14 protein-coding genes are annotated in these 16335 nt (G+C 47.3%); all 14 read left to right on the forward strand.

Features of this window, described 5'->3' with window-relative positions:
* Nucleotides 1–39: 39 nt before the first annotated feature.
* The 14 genes from D0T20_RS01990 (at nucleotide 40) to D0T20_RS02060 (ending at nucleotide 15880) form a co-directional block, all read left to right on the forward strand.
* A complete protein-coding gene (locus D0T20_RS01990) occupies nucleotides 40–333 on the forward strand; it encodes an ACT domain-containing protein (protein ID WP_016836341.1) in 294 nt (97 codons plus the stop codon).
* Nucleotides 334–352: 19 nt separating this feature from the next.
* The gene (locus tag D0T20_RS01995; protein WP_116438242.1) at nucleotides 353–1717 is read left to right on the forward strand and encodes a PFL family protein; all 1365 of its coding nucleotides are present in this window, start codon (nucleotides 353–355) and stop codon (nucleotides 1715–1717) included.
* Nucleotides 1718–1860: 143 nt separating this feature from the next.
* Nucleotides 1861–2883, forward strand: a complete 1023-nt coding sequence (locus tag D0T20_RS02000) for a ribokinase (RefSeq protein ID WP_162862713.1) — start codon at nucleotides 1861–1863, stop codon at nucleotides 2881–2883.
* Nucleotides 2884–2950: 67 nt separating this feature from the next.
* Entirely contained in the window at nucleotides 2951–3967 is a 1017-nt protein-coding gene (locus tag D0T20_RS02005; RefSeq protein ID WP_115761538.1) for a ribose-phosphate diphosphokinase, read from the forward strand.
* A gap of 196 nt (nucleotides 3968–4163) precedes the next feature.
* Entirely contained in the window at nucleotides 4164–4460 is a 297-nt protein-coding gene (gene rpsF / locus D0T20_RS02010) for a 30S ribosomal protein S6 (RefSeq protein WP_004131822.1), read from the forward strand.
* Between the two features lie 162 nt (nucleotides 4461–4622).
* Nucleotides 4623–5264 carry a single-stranded DNA-binding protein gene (ssb, locus tag D0T20_RS02015; RefSeq protein ID WP_016806626.1) on the forward strand — a complete coding sequence of 214 codons (642 nt, stop codon included), beginning with the start codon at nucleotides 4623–4625 and terminating at the stop codon, nucleotides 5262–5264.
* 200 nt (nucleotides 5265–5464) lie between these two features.
* Entirely contained in the window at nucleotides 5465–5713 is a 249-nt protein-coding gene (gene rpsR, locus D0T20_RS02020; protein WP_004105399.1) for a 30S ribosomal protein S18, read from the forward strand.
* Nucleotides 5714–5728: 15 nt separating this feature from the next.
* The gene (rplI, locus tag D0T20_RS02025; protein WP_004112972.1) at nucleotides 5729–6175 is read left to right on the forward strand and encodes a 50S ribosomal protein L9; all 447 of its coding nucleotides are present in this window, start codon (nucleotides 5729–5731) and stop codon (nucleotides 6173–6175) included.
* A 616-nt stretch (nucleotides 6176–6791) separates the two neighbouring features.
* Nucleotides 6792–7937: a mevalonate kinase gene (gene mvk / locus D0T20_RS02035; RefSeq protein WP_162862659.1), complete on the forward strand. Its 1146-nt coding sequence runs from the start codon at nucleotides 6792–6794 to the stop codon at nucleotides 7935–7937.
* 32 nt (nucleotides 7938–7969) lie between these two features.
* Entirely contained in the window at nucleotides 7970–9124 is a 1155-nt protein-coding gene (gene mvaD / locus D0T20_RS02040; RefSeq protein WP_116438244.1) for a diphosphomevalonate decarboxylase, read from the forward strand.
* Nucleotides 9117–11570: a type 2 isopentenyl-diphosphate Delta-isomerase gene (gene fni / locus D0T20_RS02045; RefSeq protein WP_116438245.1), complete on the forward strand. Its 2454-nt coding sequence runs from the start codon at nucleotides 9117–9119 to the stop codon at nucleotides 11568–11570. The genes mvaD and fni overlap by 8 nt, the downstream gene beginning before the upstream one ends.
* A 142-nt stretch (nucleotides 11571–11712) precedes the next feature.
* Nucleotides 11713–11907 carry a 50S ribosomal protein L28 gene (gene rpmB / locus D0T20_RS02050; RefSeq protein WP_004105392.1) on the forward strand — a complete coding sequence of 65 codons (195 nt, stop codon included), beginning with the start codon at nucleotides 11713–11715 and terminating at the stop codon, nucleotides 11905–11907.
* Between the two features lie 304 nt (nucleotides 11908–12211).
* On the forward strand, nucleotides 12212–14623 hold the full coding sequence (locus tag D0T20_RS02055; RefSeq protein ID WP_116438246.1) for an ATP-dependent DNA helicase RecG: 2412 nt from the start codon (nucleotides 12212–12214) through the stop codon (nucleotides 14621–14623).
* A 108-nt stretch (nucleotides 14624–14731) separates the two neighbouring features.
* Nucleotides 14732–15880: a PfkB family carbohydrate kinase gene (locus D0T20_RS02060; protein ID WP_004131834.1), complete on the forward strand. Its 1149-nt coding sequence runs from the start codon at nucleotides 14732–14734 to the stop codon at nucleotides 15878–15880.
* The last annotated feature ends 455 nt before the right edge of the window (nucleotides 15881–16335 follow it).

Genomic DNA, 16335 nt, shown 5'->3' on the forward strand with positions numbered 1-16335 from the left:
TGCGCAGCAAAAATCACATATAGCCAATAGGGAGTGATTATGAACACCACTAATAATGATGAAAACAAAGCCGTAATCACCGTAGTGGGCAAAGATGCTGTAGGAATCATAGCAAAAGTTACGACTCATTTAGCAAATAGCAAGGCGAATATTTTAGATATATCTCAAACAATCGTCAACGGATTCTTTAACATGATGATGATTGTAGACGTAAACGAAATAAGCGTAGAGTTTGGAGAGCTGGCCGAAGAATTGGCAAAGCTAGGCGAAGAAATAGGCGTTAGTATACACTGCCAGCGCGCAGAAATCTTTACAAACATGCACAGAATCTAGGGATTAGTAGGAGAAGCCCATGCTAAATATTATGGAAGTGAGCGAAACAAACTCCATGATCGAGCAAGAAAAGCTCGACGTTAGAACCATAACAATGGGAATAAATCTGCTAGACTGCGTAGACGCAAGCGTGCAAAAAGTGTGCGAAAACGTATACAACAAGATTACGCGCCTTGCAAAAGACTTAGTCAGCACGGGCTGCGCGATTGAGCGCGACTACGGAATCCCGATTGTAAACAAGCGCATAACCGTAACGCCAATAAGCCTAGTTGGAGCAGCAGCGTGCAAAAGCCCAGACGACTTTGTGCAAATTGCGCACGCGCTAGATAAAGCGGCTAAAAAAGTTGGAGTAGATTTGATTGGCGGCTACTCCGCTCTGCCTGCAAAATCCATGACAGCTGCCGATCGCATGCTTATAGAATCGCTGCCAAAAGCCTTGAACGAGACGGATATTGTGTGCTCGAGCGCAAACGTGGGGTCTACGCGAACTGGAATCGACATGGATTGCGTGGAGTTACTTGGGCGAGTAGTCAAGCAAATCGCGCGCGCGACTGCAGACCGTGATTCGTACGGATGCGTAAAGTTCGTTGCATTTTGCAACGCTCCAGACGATAATCCATTTATGGCAGGCGGATTCCACGGCGTAACCGAAGGAGACGCTGTAATAAACGTTGGCGTATCTGGGCCAGGCGTGGTTTCGCGCGCGCTAGACGAGGCGCGTGGCAAGAATTTTGCGTTCTTGTGCGAGACGATTAAGCGCACAGCTTTTAAGATTACGCGAGTTGGCCAGTTGGTTGCGCAAGAGGCATCTAGAAGGCTTGGTGTGCCGTTTGGAATAATCGACTTGTCGCTTGCGCCAACACCAGCCGTGGGAGATTCCGTAGGCGAAGTCCTAGAAAAAATCGGACTTTCTACTGTTGGCGCGCCTGGCACAACAGCCGCTCTTGCAATGCTTAACGATCAAGTTAAAAAGGGCGGAATAATGGCCAGCAGCTACGTTGGTGGGCTTTCTGGCGCGTTTATACCTGTTTCAGAAGACGCAAACATGATTGCTGCTGCAAAGTCTGTCTGCCTTAAAATAGAAAAGCTAGAAGCAATGACGTGCGTATGCTCCGTAGGCCTAGATATGATTGCGATTCCTGGAAGCACAACTGCTGCAACAATATCTGGAATGATTGCGGATGAGGCAGCAATCGGCATGATAAATCAAAAAACAACTGCTGTGCGAATAATTCCTGTGGAAGGCAAAAGCGTTGGGCAAATGGCCAATTTTGGCGGTTTAATGGGATATGCGCCGATTATGCCGGTAAACACCGAAAGCTGCGAGGAATTCGTTTCGCGCGGTGGGCGAATTCCAGCGCCTGTACATAGCTTTAAGAATTAGGCGAATTAATCGTAAGTTTAATCGCGGTTTAATCACGGTTTAATTGTGACTTAGCTAGCGCTTAAATTGCGATTTAAGTCACGCTTGAATGACTGCTTAATTACTTTTAAATAACGAATTAATGGAGTTTTACGAAAGGATTTATTATGGAAAAGACTACGCCACTAAGTGGCGAAATGCTTGCTAGCGCGCTAAAAAAGATAGGCGAATCAAGCAATCACGTTGCTGTAGTAGGCTCCATGAACGCAGATTACACAATAGTTGCAGATCGTCTTCCAAATCCTGGAGAAACCGTAAATGGCAGTGATTTGCGCGTTCTTCCAGGCGGAAAATCGGGGAATCAGGCCGTTTCTGCAGCGAAAATCGGCGCGAACGTGCAAATGTTTGGCGCGGTAGGCAGCGACGAAAATGCAAAATTCCTACTAAACACGCTAGAATCTGCTGGAGTAGACACGTCTAGAATTTTGCGCGTAGAAGGCGTAAAAAGTGGCGCAACAGTAATAACAGTAGACGCAAAAGGTGGCGAAAACACAATCGTTTACGCTCCAGGGTCTAATGCAAAAGTGAGCGTGGAATACATTAGCCAAAACGATGTTAAGCAAGCAATTTGCAGCGCAAGCGTTTTAGGATTATGCCTAGAAAGCCCAATGGAAACCGTAACGGCGGCGGCAAAAATTGCGCGTGCGGCTGGCGTAAAAGTTTTGCTAAATAATTCGCCTTTTGTAAGCGAGCTGCCACGCGAGTTGATTGAAAACGCAAGCATACTTCTTGTAAACGAGCACGAGATGGCGCAATTGCTTAAAATTAGCGAGCCAGAAGACGGAAATTGGGATGATTTTGACTGGCACGATGCTGCGCGCATTATGCACGAGTATGGTTTTGACGAGGCGGTTGTAACGCTTGGCGCAGAAGGCTCGGTTGTTTTAGACTACGCTGCGCAAGATGGCAAAAAGGCTGTGCGAATTTGCCCTCAACGCGTTAAAGCAGTAGACACAACGGGCTGCGGAGACGCGTTTATGGGAACCGTTTTAGCAGGACTTGCCGCTGGCTTTAGTCTAGCGCAAAGCGCACAAGTTGCCACTTACGTTTCGGCGTATGCAGCAATGGGATTTGGAGCGCAAAGCTCGTATGGAAGTGCGCAGCAGGTTGTTCGCGCATTTGAGTAGTGGCGTTGTATGCTGCTAAACTAGTCGCGTATGCGTTTTTACAGATTTTGCAAACGGGAAGGCAAATATGTCAACAATTCTTGAAGGCACTCCAAAAAAGCAAATGATGCTTGTAACGGGTAGAGCGTATCCACAACTTGCGGAAGAAACCGCCAACTACCTTGGAATAGACGTGCTGGAAACAACTGCCTACGATTTTGCAAACGGGGAGATGTATGTGCGCTTTACGCAGCCAGTTAGAGGCGCAGACGTTTTTGTTTTGCAAGCGCACACCGATCCAATCAACAATTGGATTATGGAGCAGCTGCTTATGGTGGATTCTTTAAGGCGAGCATCCGCTAGAAGCATAAACGTTGTTGCGCCTTTCTTTGGGTATTCGCGTCAAGACAAAAAGCATCAAGGCCGCGAGCCAATTACAGCGCGACTTATGTTTGACTTGTTCCGATCTGCTGGAGCTACTCGTATTTTGACTGTAGACATGCACGCGGCTCAAGAGCAGGGATTCTTCGACGGTCCTGTGGATCACTTAACAGCTATGCCAGTTTTGATTGACTACGTTCGCAATACTATGAGCCTAGAAAACACTACGATTGTTTCTCCAGACGCAGGGCGAATCAAGGTTTCGGAGCAATGGGCTGCAAAGCTTGGCGGATTGCCATTAGCGTTTATTCACAAAACGCGCGATATAACAAGGCCAAATCACGCGGAAGCGCATGGAATTATTGGAGATATTCAAGGCCGCGATTGCATTGTTGTAGACGATATGATTGATACGGCTGGCACGATTTGCGAAGCTGTGCGCACACTTAAAGGCGCTGGTGCAAAATCCGTTACTTTGGTTGCAACTCATGCGCTGCTATCTGGCCCTGCAGTAGAGCGACTTAAGAGTTGTGGCGCGCGCGAAATCATTTTAACGGATACAGTTCCTGTTTCCGAAGAAAAGCGCTTAGAAAATATGACGGTTCTTTCGATTGCGCCTCTTTTGGCTGCTGGAATTAGGTCTGTGTTTAGGTCCGGATCGCTTGTTTCGCTTAGAAACGCGCTTCCAGAAGACATGAAGCACAGGAATATTTACGCTCATTAGTGTTGTTGATTAGCTGCGCGGCGGTGAGTCGCAAGCATGATGTAGACTTAGTAGGTTGTTCGTAAAATTAAATATGCAAAAATTATTGCGTAATAATCGCGTAATAAATTGTGTAATAACTTGATTTACGAACGATTTTGCAAACACACTCCTGCTGTGGAAAGCCCGCAGCCGAATAGTCCGAAGGAGGTGGGTGATGTCTGCACACAAGTATGAACTGATGTTCATTGCCGATCCAGAGCTTGACGAGCGCGGTCTTAAGAAGTTGACCGAGCAGTATCTTGAGCTTGTCACCAAAGAGGGCGGTTCCGTTGATGGTACCGACTATTGGGGTCGCCGTAAGCTTGCTTACGAGATTGATGGCAAGAACGAAGGTAACTACGTTGTAGTGAATTACACTGCCGAGCCAGCACTTAGCGACGAGCTTGACCGTGTTTTGAACCTTAACGAATCTGTAGTCCGCACGAAGATTCTTCGCAAGGACGCAAAGTAAAGCAAAGTAAAGCAAAGTAAAGTCAAAAGTTTAGGGACAATATCCAAAATTTTATTTAGATTAGTTTGATTAATTTATAGTCAAATAGTCAAATAGCCAAATTGGATTTGCTCTAAATTGTTCCACGAAATTGTTCCAAGTCTTAATAGAAAAGAGGCTACGATGGCTGGAGAAACTGTTATAACCGTGATTGGTAATTTGGCTAAAGAGCCAGAAACTGCTACCAGTTCCAACGGTAGTGTTAGAACGTCTTTTACGATTGTTTCTAATTCCTCTACTTTTGACAGAAGAACAAACAGCTACGTTAACGGCACGCCATTATCGCTTAGATGCGTTGCATGGGGCGACTTAGCTGAGCATTGCGCACAAACACTTACTAAGGGAATGCGCGTTATTATTCAGGGTAGGTTGCGTGCAAACAACTACGTTGATAAAAACAGCAACGAAAAACGATACAGCATTGATTTGATGATTGATGAGATTGGGCCATCCTTGCGTTTTGCAACCGCTCAGGTTAATCGTTTGAGCTCGAAGGGCGGTTTTGCTGGGAACAATGGCGGATTCAATCAGGGCGCTGGTGCTGGAGCTGGAATGAATGCTGGTGGATACACTGGCGGTTATGCTGGCGGCGCGAATTATGCGAATAGTGCGGCTGCTGGTGCTGGAATGAATGCGCAAAATGGCGCTAATCAGGGCGTAAACGTTGAAGACCCGTGGAGTGCTTCTGCTCCATCAAACGGCGGATTTGCAACGTTTGGAGCTAGCTCCGATTTTGGTGGAACAGACGAAGAGCCAGAGTTCTAGTTTTTCTAGTTTTTCTAGTTTTATGCGCGCGCTAATGGCGTCTAGTCGCCGCTGCTTTAGGGCAGATAGTTTAGCGAATATGACTTATTGCTTGTAAAACTAATGCTGGTAAAAATCTAAATACGACTTTACAATTAAAAACATCAGTTTAGCGTATAAACAAAAACAAAAAGTTTAACGCATTTAAGAGAGGACATCCTATGTCACGTAAGAGGCCGCAACCACCGGTCAAGCCTTTTAAGAAGAAGCCAAATCCTTTGAAGGCTGCCAAGATTACTGAAATTGATTACAAGGACGTTGCTTTGTTGCGTAAGTTCGTTTCGGACCGCGGCAAGATTCGTTCCCGTCGTATTACTGGTGTAACCGTACAGGAACAGCGCAAGATCGCGAAGGCCGTTAAGAACGCTCGCGAGATGGCTTTGCTCCCATACGCCACTACTGGTCGCTGATTGAGAGGATAGAACATGGCAGAAACCAAGGTTATTCTCACCAAGACCGTTGCAAACTTGGGTCACTCTGGTGACGTTATTACTGTTAAGGCTGGTTACGCACGTAACTACTTGATTCCACAGGGCTTGGCCTTTGCGTGGAATAAGGGCGCTGCTTCCCAGATTGAAGCGATGCGTCGCGCACGCTTGGCTAAGGCTGTTGCCACTCGCGAAGAGGCTGTTGCAGCTAAGGCCGCAATCGAAGGCACTGTTGTAGAAATCGCCGCTAAGGTGAGCGAGTCTGGTAAGCTCTTCGGTGGTATTTCCGCCGATAAGATTGCTGCTGCTTTGGCACCAAAGGCCGCCGTTGAAGCACGCGCTATTAGCGTTGCTGCAATCAAGACCACTGGCGAATTCCCAGCAACTGTGGCTCTTCACCCAGAAATTAGCGCTTCCTTTACTGTTAAGGTTGTAGCTGAGTAGTTAAACGTGTTCCAGCTTCCCACGTGGGTTTTGTGAGTTCTTGCAAGTTTTCTTGCGATTGCTTGTGATTTTGCGGAATTTGCGATGGGAGGCAATCCATTTGGATTGATCTTAAGCATTGGCTCTGTGCGAATTGTGGTGAGTTTTACTTGCTGCGATTTGCGCAGAGCTTTTTTATTCGCGACGACCTGCCTTTTCGCTTAAAGCGTAGCGCGAAAAGGTAATTCGGAGCGCTGAGCAGCTCAAGGCAGAAGCACTGCTTCTGCGCTGCGAAGACGTTCGCGCGCTTAGACCGCGCGAACGATTACCTGTCATGTAGTGTGTTTGTATTTGATTTTGGTGTTTTTTAGTACAATCGCACTACATAAACACGCAGAACTGTAGTGTGTTTGTACCTGATTTATGGCGTGTTGTGATACAAACGCACTACATGAAGCGGAAATGTGAATGTGTTGTGTGCGTATTGCGCAAATCGTGGTGTTGAATCGTTTTAGCTACTAAATTATAAAAGTTGATAAATAGACTTAACATGCAAAAGCGAGCATTTGCGCAATTATGCAATGCTAATAATTAAGCAATGCCAATAAGTGAACCAGTGCGTCGCAAAGGAGGATTAGTGACTGAGTGCAATACTTTAGCGAATCGCCACGCGTCTAATCCGTGCGATTGCAATAATGAGCGCACAAAAAATCGCGTACATAATCGCATTGGCGTTGGGCAGACTTGCGCAAAAGTAATTCTTTTTGGTGAGCATTCGGTTGTTTATGGCTACAGTGCAGTGGCTCTTCCGCTGAAAAATCTTAAGATGCGCGCAACAGTTAGTAGCGCAAACGCAGAAAAGGCATACAACGCACAAAACGCAGAAAACGAATTAAACGCAGGTGCGCAAAAGTCGCAAGCAACCGACGAGCTAGTTACCCAAATCGAAAATAATCCTAATAAAAACAGCTTGCAAGAGCTTGCTCAAAGTTACGTAACGCTTAAAGCGTTGGATTTTTGCGGGCCATTAAAAAATGCACCAAAGCGTTTGAACTCCATTAAAACCGCGATTTATAAGGCTTTGCAATTTGCGAATTGGCACGGCGAAGCGTTACAAGTGGAAACAGCTTGCGATTTTCCGCCAGAGCGAGGATTGGGGTCGTCGGCTGCAGCTGCAGGTGCTGTAATTCGCGCGATTCTAGACTATTACGCGATTGAAGCCAGCGAGGGTCAGCTTTTTGCGCTTACGCAGGAGGCAGAAAATATTGCTCATGGAAAGGCATCTGGATTAGACGCTAAGGCTACTGCTTCGGCGCGTGCGGTGCGATTTTTGCGCGGCGAATTTAGCAATATAAATATACGATTGCACGCGTGGCTTGTTTTGGCTGATTCGGGGTGCAAGGGTCAAACGCGCGATACGGTTGAAGCATTGCGCAAAAAGCACGATTTGAATCCGCATGCGGTTGATGCGATGCTAGAGCAGCTTGGGAAAATCGCTATTAGCGCGCAAGATGATTTAGAGCTTGGGCGGCCGCTGGAAATTGGGCTTAAGATGAGCCGCGCGCACAAGATTCTTGCGCAATTAGGCGTGAGCACGCCACTATTAGACGAGTTGGTTAGTGCTGCGTGCAAAAGTGGTGCTTTGGGAGCAAAGCTGACTGGAGGCGGCGGCGGCGGATGCGTTATCGCGCTTGCGCAAAACTACGAGGATGCGCTTAAAGTGGCGCTGGCTTTAGAGCGTGCAGGTGCTGCCAAAACGTGGATTGTGGAAATTGGCAGTTAGAAAGGTTATAGAAAGGTTTTAGAAAGGTTATTGTGGAAAACGTTGAAATTGAGCCAAAAATAGCGTTTGACGAGTCGATGCAAACGCATTGCGCAATCACGGAAGCAAACGCCAACATTGCGCTAATCAAGTATTGGGGAAAGCGCGATGAGCAGCTTATTTTGCCGTATTCTTCCTCGCTATCTTTGACTTTAGGAGGATTTTCCACTAAAACTAGCGTGCATTTTGACGATTTTCTAAAAGAAGACTCCGTTTGCTTAAACAACACAGAGCTTAGTGGCGATTTATTGCAAAGCGAAGAGCGCGCGCGAATCGTAAGAATGCTAGACATGGTGCGGAAAATGGCTGGAATCGAAATCCATGCGCGAGTCGTAAGCAAAAACACGGTTCCAACGGCTGCAGGTCTTGCGTCTAGCGCCTCGGGTTTTGCAGCGCTGGCTGCGGCTGCAGCGTATGCGTCTGGTCTTAGGTTAAACGCGCGCGAACTTTCGATTTTAGCGCGCAAAGGGTCGGGGTCGGCATGCAGGTCGATTTATGGCGGATTGGTGTTGTGGAACGCGGGCGTGAGTAGCGAAACAAGTTACGCGGAGCCAATTGAATCGCCAAAAGATTTGAATCTTGCAATGGTGGCTGTTGTTTTGAATCCAAGCAAAAAGAAGATTTCGAGCCGCAATGCAATGCGGCAAACGGTTGAAACATCGCCGCTTTATAAAAGTTGGATTGAAAGTTGTAAAGATGACATTGCAACGGCTCTGCAAGCGATTAAAAACTGCGATTTAGAGGCGTTGGGCGAGGTCTCGGAGCGAAACGCTTTAGGAATGCATGCTGCAATGCGCGCGGCCAATCCTAGCGTTGACTACCTTAGCGAAGAATCGCACGCCGTGCTTAAAGTTGTGCTGCAAATGCGCGGCGAGGGGTGGCCTGTTTGGGCTACAATGGACGCAGGTCCAAATGTTAAGGTTTTAACTAGTGCGGAGCAAGTTTTGCGCGTTAAAAACGAGTTGAGGCTGCGCGTGTTGAGTGAGATTAAGAGTTTGCGCGAGTCGCAGAAATCGGCGGATTTGGCGGATTTGCCTCATGCGGATTTTGCGGAATCTGTTGAATCAGCGCAATCCAATCCGCAGTTTGTTATTGCGCGCACAGGCGATGCGGTTAGCGTAACGGCGTACGGAGAAAATCATGACTAAGTTTCAAGCGGAAGCTCCTGGAAAGCTTTATATTGCAGGCGAATACGCTGTTGTGGATGGAAGAGCGGCAATCGTAGCAGCTGTGAATCGTTATGTTAAAGTTACGGTTGACGCGGCTGGAGCTTGCGATTTTTCTGAAGATGCCGACTGTGGCAGGAATTTTTACAGCAGGAATTTTTACGGAAAAATTGCGTGTGAGGATAAAAATTTTGAGCCATTATATTGGAAGTTTGGCGGCGCGCGTTTTGGCAATAACAAGGAATTTATTTTAGATAAAAATGATGGATGCGGATGCGGTGATCGCGCGGCTGCTTGCGATTTGCCAGCGGAAGAATCGCCAGCAACCAACGATTTGCTAGAACAAACTAATGTAGAAAAAATTAAAAAATACTACGCGTACGTGATTTCCGCAATGAACGTAGTGGACGAATATGCGCGCGAGGTGGGCGCGTTGGGTTCGGCGGAAGCACTGGGCAACACGCGCGAATACAACGTACACATTGAAAGCGATTTAGACGATAAAAAAACGGGCAAAAAATACGGGCTTGGATCTTCGGCTGCAGTAACGGTGGCGGCTGTGCGCGCACTGTGCGAATGGTACGGATTGGCGCTTGCAACGTCAGAATTGTGCAAATTAGCCATAATTGCGTCTTCGCTAGTAAAAAAGTCGGGAAGCGGCGGAGACGTGGCAGCCAGCGCATACGGCGGATGGGTATTGTACCGCGCGTACAATCGCGAATGGCTTAAAGCAGAAGTAGAAATGATTGAAAGCGGCGACTCAAGCCTACACGAGTTGTTGCAAAAAAAGTGGCCGCGGTTTGTTGTAAAACGCTTAAAAGTGGGCGCAGGCTTTCGACTTTTAGTTGGGTGGACTGGGAGCCCTGCCAGTAGCGCGGAGCTTGTTGGAAGCGTAAAAGCTGGAGTAAAATCTGGCGTGAAATCTGAGGCAAGCGGCACTTTAAGCGTGAATAATATTGATAAAACATACGCTAAAACATACGCTAAAGCATACGAAGATTTTTGCGTGCAAAGCGAAAAATGTGTGCAAAAAATCGCAAATGCGCTAGAAAATGGGGATTTTAACGCGTTATTAAGCGGATTCGCGCAAAATCGTGCGTTGCTAAAAGATCTTGGCGAAATCACGGGAACGCTAATCGAAACACAAAAACTTACGCAGCTAATCGAAGTTGCCAACAGTGCAGGATTGCCATCCAAAACAAGTGGAGCAGGCGGAGGAGATTGCGGAATCGCGATTGCGCGCGCACAAGATTTTGATGCAGTGGCTAATCGAATTAAAGACGAATGGCAAAAAAGTGGGATTGAGGCGCTTAATCTGAAAGTCGCGGAATTTGATGAAAATCGCGACTCTTCGCTTATCGAGCAGCGCAAAGACGATCACATAAAACTTGCGTGCGAACAATATAAATCGCACGCGGAATCTGGTTTTGAACAAGTGCGATTTATTCCAAACGCGTTGCCGCAATTGGCGCTAAGCGACGTAGATACAAGCGTGAGTGTGTTTTGTGTCGCCGAAAAATGGGACGTTCCGCTGTACATTAACGCAATGACGGGTGGCAGCAAGAATGGCGAAAATATAAACGCGTTGCTAGCTAGAGTGGCAGCAAAAACTGGTGTAGCAATGGCGTGTGGCTCGCTAAGCGCAGCGCTTAAAAATCCGCATCTTGCAGAAACCTTTAGCGTGATTCGGCGCTTTAATCCGCGCGGATTTGTTATGGCGAATGTGAGCGCAGGCGCAAGCGTTGAGCAGGCGATTAAAGCTGTTGAAATTTTGCAAGCAAACGCGTTGCAAATCCACCTTAATGCGGCGCAAGAGCTTGTTATGAGCGAAGGCGACCGCGATTTTAGCGCGTGGCTTAGCAATATTGAGGCTGTTGTGCGCGCGCTTGATGCAATGAAAGTGCCAGTTGTTGTTAAGGAAACTGGATGCGGAATGAGCGCAAAAGATGTTTTGCGGTTGCAAAATGTGGGCGTGCGTGCGGTGGACGTTGGCGGACGCGGAGGCACGAATTTTGTTGCGATTGAAAATGCAAGACGTGGGGGTGTGCGCGACTACGAGTTCCTAGATTCCTGGGGGCTTACCACTGTTGAATCGTTACTAGACATAGCGCAATGTGATGAGATTTTGCGCGATTCTTGCGATTGTGCGGCTGCTTGCGATAGTGCGCAAATGCAAGTGTTTGCAAGCGGAGGAGTGCGTACGCCGCTTGATGTTGTGCGCGCGCTAAAGCTTGGGGCGAGTGCGGTTGGAGTTGCGGGCGAGTTCTTGCATACGCTCACTTGCTGTGGACAGGATGCGCTTGTTGATCAAATTGAGTATTGGAAGGCGCAGATTCGCGTGATTATGGCGTTGCTTGGATGCAAGAATGTTGCGGATTTGCGCCAAAATTCGCGCATCTTGATTGATGGCAAGCCGTTCTCGCTGTAATGTCTGGCGTAGTGATATACTTGTGTAGTTGTGCGTTCAGGCATGCTTATTTGTTTATGCGATTTAACATTGGTTAGTCGCGTTTGGATTTGCATGGATGAGCGACGCAAGACTTGCAAGTCAAAGAAAATAGGAGTCCATTATGGCAGCTCGTTGCGCAGTATGTGGCAAGGGACCGCAGACCGGTTTCAGTGTTTCACATTCGCACATTCGCAATAAGCGCACCTTCCGCCCGAACCTTCAGCCAGTTCGCACCACCATTGATGGCGAAAATGTTCGCCTTCGTGTGTGCGTAAAATGCATTAAGGCAGGCAAGGTTCAGCGTGTTGAAGCGTGAATCGCGTGTTAAATGTAAGGCCCTGAGCAGTGCTCGGGGCTTTTTTTGTTCGCTCCGACCTGTCTTTTCGCTTAGAGCGTAGCTCGCGACATTTCCGCTTTTTGTACGTGTTTTGGGTCGATTTTGGTACAAAGTGCGTCAATTGGTTCCGCTTTTTGTACGTGTTTGGGTCGAATTTGGTACAAAGTGCGGAGTTGTTTGACGGGTTTTGTAGTCCTACATGCTGTTTTGAGCTACAAAGTGCGGAAAGTTGTGCGAGCGTTACGGCGCGCTTAAATCTTAGCGCAACGATTATAATCGAAGTATGGCAGCACGCATAACACTTAACACAGCAATATCTTCAATCGTAGGCAACAAGCGCCGCGTGTCTGCCCTAAAATCGCTAGGTGTAGTCACAGTAAAAGACGCGCTAACGTACTACCCGTTTAGAGTCACAAATCCGCTAAAACGTGCGCATTTAAGCCAAATTTTGCCAGGTCAAGAAGTGGCGTTTTGTGCGATTATACAGTCCATCAACTTAGTGCAAATGAATGCGCGAAGAGGGTATCGCCTAGATGTAAACGTTGCGCAAGATACGTCGCGCGCTCAAATCGTCTATTTTTCAAAAAGCAAGCAATACGCGCAATGGGTTAGCAGCCGCATGAGCGTTGGTCAAACCGTTGTTGTGGGCGGCACGAGCGGCGCGTTTAATGGCGTTTTGCAATTTACGCATCCGCAAGTTATAAGCGTTTTGGCGGCGGTGAGCAATGATGGCGAGTCGAGCAACGATGAGAAATCTAGCGCGTCTGTTGGAACATCTTCTGGCGATTTTGCTGCGCAAAGTGTTGAAGAAGCGTTTGAAAAGTTATGCGCTCCGCAGCCGATTTATCACGCAAATTCGCGTATTTCTAGCGACCATATTCACGAGACGATTTTAGGATTATTGCAACTTTTTAAGAGTTGTGATAGTGGCGATTTTGCGCCTGAATCCTTGCCAGAATCCCTGCCAGACATTCTTCCACAATCCGTAATCGCAAGTAAAAATCTTATGCACCGCACGGATGCGTTTGAATCAATCCACAATCCGCAAAGCAAAGAGGATTTTGCGCGTGCAATTAACACAATGCGTTTTGAAGAGGCGTTTATATCTCAAATTGCTGTTTTGCAATCGCGCGAAAATTCGCGTCTAGGATCTGCTTATAAATGCAACAATGGCGCTTTAAGGCAGCAGTTTGAAGAAAGTTTGCCATTTGCGTTGACGGAAGGCCAAAAAAACGTTATTAGCGAGATTACGGAAGATATGCAAGGCAATTCGCTCAAACACTTGCAAGATGCGCAGGGCGAATCGCAAGCAGCCGCAGAGTCCCCATTAAAACCAATGCGTCGCCTTTTGCAAGGAGAAGTCGGCTCTGGAAAGACGGTTGTTGCAATGAGCGCAATGCTTCAAGCTGTTGGTTCGGGCTACCAAGCGGTTCTTGTTGCGCCAACTCAAGTGCTGGCTCATCAACACGCCGAAAATTTGCGCAAAATGATTGCGCGCGCGCATATAAACGTTGAAATTACGCTTGTGACGGGCGGAATGAAGCTGGCGGATCGAAGAAGTGCTTTGGCAAAAGTAGCAAGCGGCGAGCCTTCGATTATTGTGGCCACTCATGCCGCATTTTCCGCTAGTTTTAAGCCCACAAACCTTGCGCTTGCGATTATAGACGAGCAACACAGATTTGGCGTTGAGCAGCGCGATTCGCTTATACGCAAAATGAGCAATAATGCGGATGTTCATCTTCTTGTTATGACGGCTACGCCGATCCCTAGAAGCGCTGCAATGACTTGGTTTGGCGATTTAGACGCGTCTTACTTAACGGAGCTTCCAGGCGGCCGAAAGCCGATTCGCACGTTTGTTATAAACGAGATGGACTTTGCAAAAATGGCCGCAATGTTTAGTCACATTCGCTCTAGAATCGATGCAGGGGAGCGCGCGTACATTGTTTGTGCGCGAATAGACGATGACGATAACGGAGATAATGACGATAACGGAGATAATGGCGATTGCGCGGTTGCTGGCGATTTTGGCGCATACGAATCTAATCCACTAAACGATTCGCAAGAAAATTCGCAAGTAAACTCACAAATTCACACGGTATCGCAAATTTTAACCCGCCTTAAAAACCTCGCTCAATTTAGTGGCGTCAATTTTGCTGAGCTCACAGGCCGCACAAGCGACGACGAGAAGCGCAAAATTATGAGCGACTTTGAAAGCGGAAAAGTGCAAATCTTGGTTTCTACAACCGTAATCGAAGTTGGCGTAGACGTTGCAAAAGCAAGTTGCATAGTGATTTTTAACGCAGAGCGATTCGGGCTTGCGCAGCTTCATCAACTTAGGGGACGAGTGGGGCGCTCTGGCACGCAATCATGGGCTTTTTTGGTATCTGCAGCTCAAGGCAACGAGTTGGCAGCAGAGCGTTTGCAAGTTGTAGAAGAATCGCTAGATGGCTTTGTAATAGCGCAAAAAGACTTGGAGCTTAGAAACGCTGGAGACGTTTTAGGAGATAGTCAATCTGGCGGAAAATCAAGCTTAAAGTTGCTTCGAGTTGTTAAAGACGCGCATATTATTGCAGACGCAAGGCAATGCGCAACTTCGATTCTTGCAAGCGACCCAACTTTGCAAAATCACACGCAACTCGCTGGAGCGGTTTTAGACTTTACTCGTGGAAGCAGCACGGCGATTTTGAGCAATTAGAAGAAAATCGAGAAGAAAATCGCACAATTTTTTACAATTTACGTGCGAAAAAGACAATTTTTGAATATTCTAGAAGTATAAGGTAAAAACGCGAGAGACGAGGCAAAGATGACTGAACGCGAACAACAAATATTGTCGTGGATTCAGCAGAATCCTATGATTAGTCAGCAGGAGCTTGCAGATTTAGCTGGCATTACGCGATCGGGCGTGGCCGCGCACATTTCTAATTTGATTCGCAAGGGATACCTTAGAGGCAAAGGTTACATTGTTACGCCACCAAGCTACGTGACTGTAATCGGCGGAATAAGCATGGATGTTTTGGGAATCGCGTGCGGAGATCTTATGGACTACACGTCGAACGCTGCAAAAGTGCGCTACGCGCTTGGCGGAGTTGGGCGAAATATCGCAGTTGCTTTAGAGAGGATGAACACGCGCGCAAGTCTGGTCTCTGTGTACGGAGGCGACCATAATGGCGAACTGTTCAAAATTGACGCATCTGTAAACGGACTAGACATAGGCTACTCAAAGCAGCTGCCAGACGCAATGACAGCGTCTTACATGTACGTTGGAGACGCTTCTGGTCAAAGGCTTTTGGCACTAGACGATATGAGTATCTACGATTACATGACGCCAGACTTTTTGCGTGAAAGAATATCAATCATAGAAAACGCAGATATTGTTGCGCTCGACACCAACATTTCGCAAAAGTCGTTTGAATGGGTATGCGATAACTACAAGAAGCCGATTATGGTTCGCGCAATAACGGATGCAAAAGCGCCGAGAATACTTTCGCGCTTAAATTGCATTGATACTCTTGTTTTAGACACTGCAGAATCGCAAGCTCTTACTGGAATTTGCGCTGTAGACGAAAGGTCTGCCATTCAATGCGCAAAGGCGCTGCTTAAGCGCGGAGTAAAGCGCGTGTTTGTTAATTCTGGGCGAGAAGGCGTTGCGTATGGAATTCTTGGGGAAGGCATTGCGTTTTATCCTGTGCCTTTGCGGCGCGTTCAAAGGATGATTGTTTCTAGAGGAAACGGATCCGAAGGCGCTAAGGCTGTTGGCAACGACAACGGTTCTAGCGATACTGCGACTGCTGCTTTGATTTACGCGCGATACAACCACTTTGACAATTCTAAGACTGGGCGATTTGCGGTTGCTGCTGCTGCGCTTAACATGGAGTCTGTTGAAGCGGTGCACGAGGCGATGACGCCAGAGCTTGTTGAGGAGCGTATGCAAAGCATTCATGAGCGCGCGTGAATCGACGATTTCGAGCTGCGTAATGCGCGAGAAATCACCTCGATTCGCTGAGCCGCTCAAACGTAAAGTCCAGTGGACTTTACGTGCGGCGAAGACGTTAGCGCGCTTAGACCGCGCTAACGATTACCTGCCTTTTCACTTAGAGCATATCGCGCGGCTTCCTATTTGGTGTTGCGCGAGGTTTGAGTATTTCTCTCCTCGCAAGTGACGCGCGCTTTTACGTATAGCTTATGAACGTTAATATTCTAAGGTTTTAGGATAGCGCTATTTATTGCTCGTAGAGAAATACATCAAACCTTCTGAATATCTAGAACTTTTTCGTATCTTTCATCACCGAGATTCTCGATTTTTCTTGCTACTTCAGCGAATCACCATTTCATGCTGAGGTTCGCTTCATACGCTGCGAAAAATCTCGAATCTCTACTTCACTTGGCGGAAAAACTTCCGCACTTTGT

This window comes from Gardnerella piotii, assembly GCF_003397585.1.
Classification (GTDB): domain Bacteria; phylum Actinomycetota; class Actinomycetes; order Actinomycetales; family Bifidobacteriaceae; genus Bifidobacterium; species Bifidobacterium piotii.

Bases quoted from the DNA above. Each gene is read 5' to 3' on its own strand.
- rplI (WP_004112972.1), top strand. From the start codon at position 5,729: ATGGCAGAAACCAAGGTTATTCTCACCAAGACCGTTGCAAACTTGGGT.
- ssb (WP_016806626.1), top strand. From the start codon at position 4,623: ATGGCTGGAGAAACTGTTATAACCGTGATTGGTAATTTGGCTAAAGAG.
- D0T20_RS01995 (WP_116438242.1), top strand. From the start codon at position 353: ATGCTAAATATTATGGAAGTGAGCGAAACAAACTCCATGATCGAGCAA.
- rpsF (WP_004131822.1), top strand. From the start codon at position 4,164: ATGTCTGCACACAAGTATGAACTGATGTTCATTGCCGATCCAGAGCTT.
- D0T20_RS02060 (WP_004131834.1), top strand. From the start codon at position 14,732: ATGACTGAACGCGAACAACAAATATTGTCGTGGATTCAGCAGAATCCT.
- D0T20_RS01990 (WP_016836341.1), top strand. From the start codon at position 40: ATGAACACCACTAATAATGATGAAAACAAAGCCGTAATCACCGTAGTG.
- D0T20_RS02055 (WP_116438246.1), top strand. From the start codon at position 12,212: ATGGCAGCACGCATAACACTTAACACAGCAATATCTTCAATCGTAGGC.
- fni (WP_116438245.1), top strand. From the start codon at position 9,117: ATGACTAAGTTTCAAGCGGAAGCTCCTGGAAAGCTTTATATTGCAGGC.
- rpsR (WP_004105399.1), top strand. From the start codon at position 5,465: ATGTCACGTAAGAGGCCGCAACCACCGGTCAAGCCTTTTAAGAAGAAG.
- rpmB (WP_004105392.1), top strand. From the start codon at position 11,713: ATGGCAGCTCGTTGCGCAGTATGTGGCAAGGGACCGCAGACCGGTTTC.
- D0T20_RS02005 (WP_115761538.1), top strand. From the start codon at position 2,951: ATGTCAACAATTCTTGAAGGCACTCCAAAAAAGCAAATGATGCTTGTA.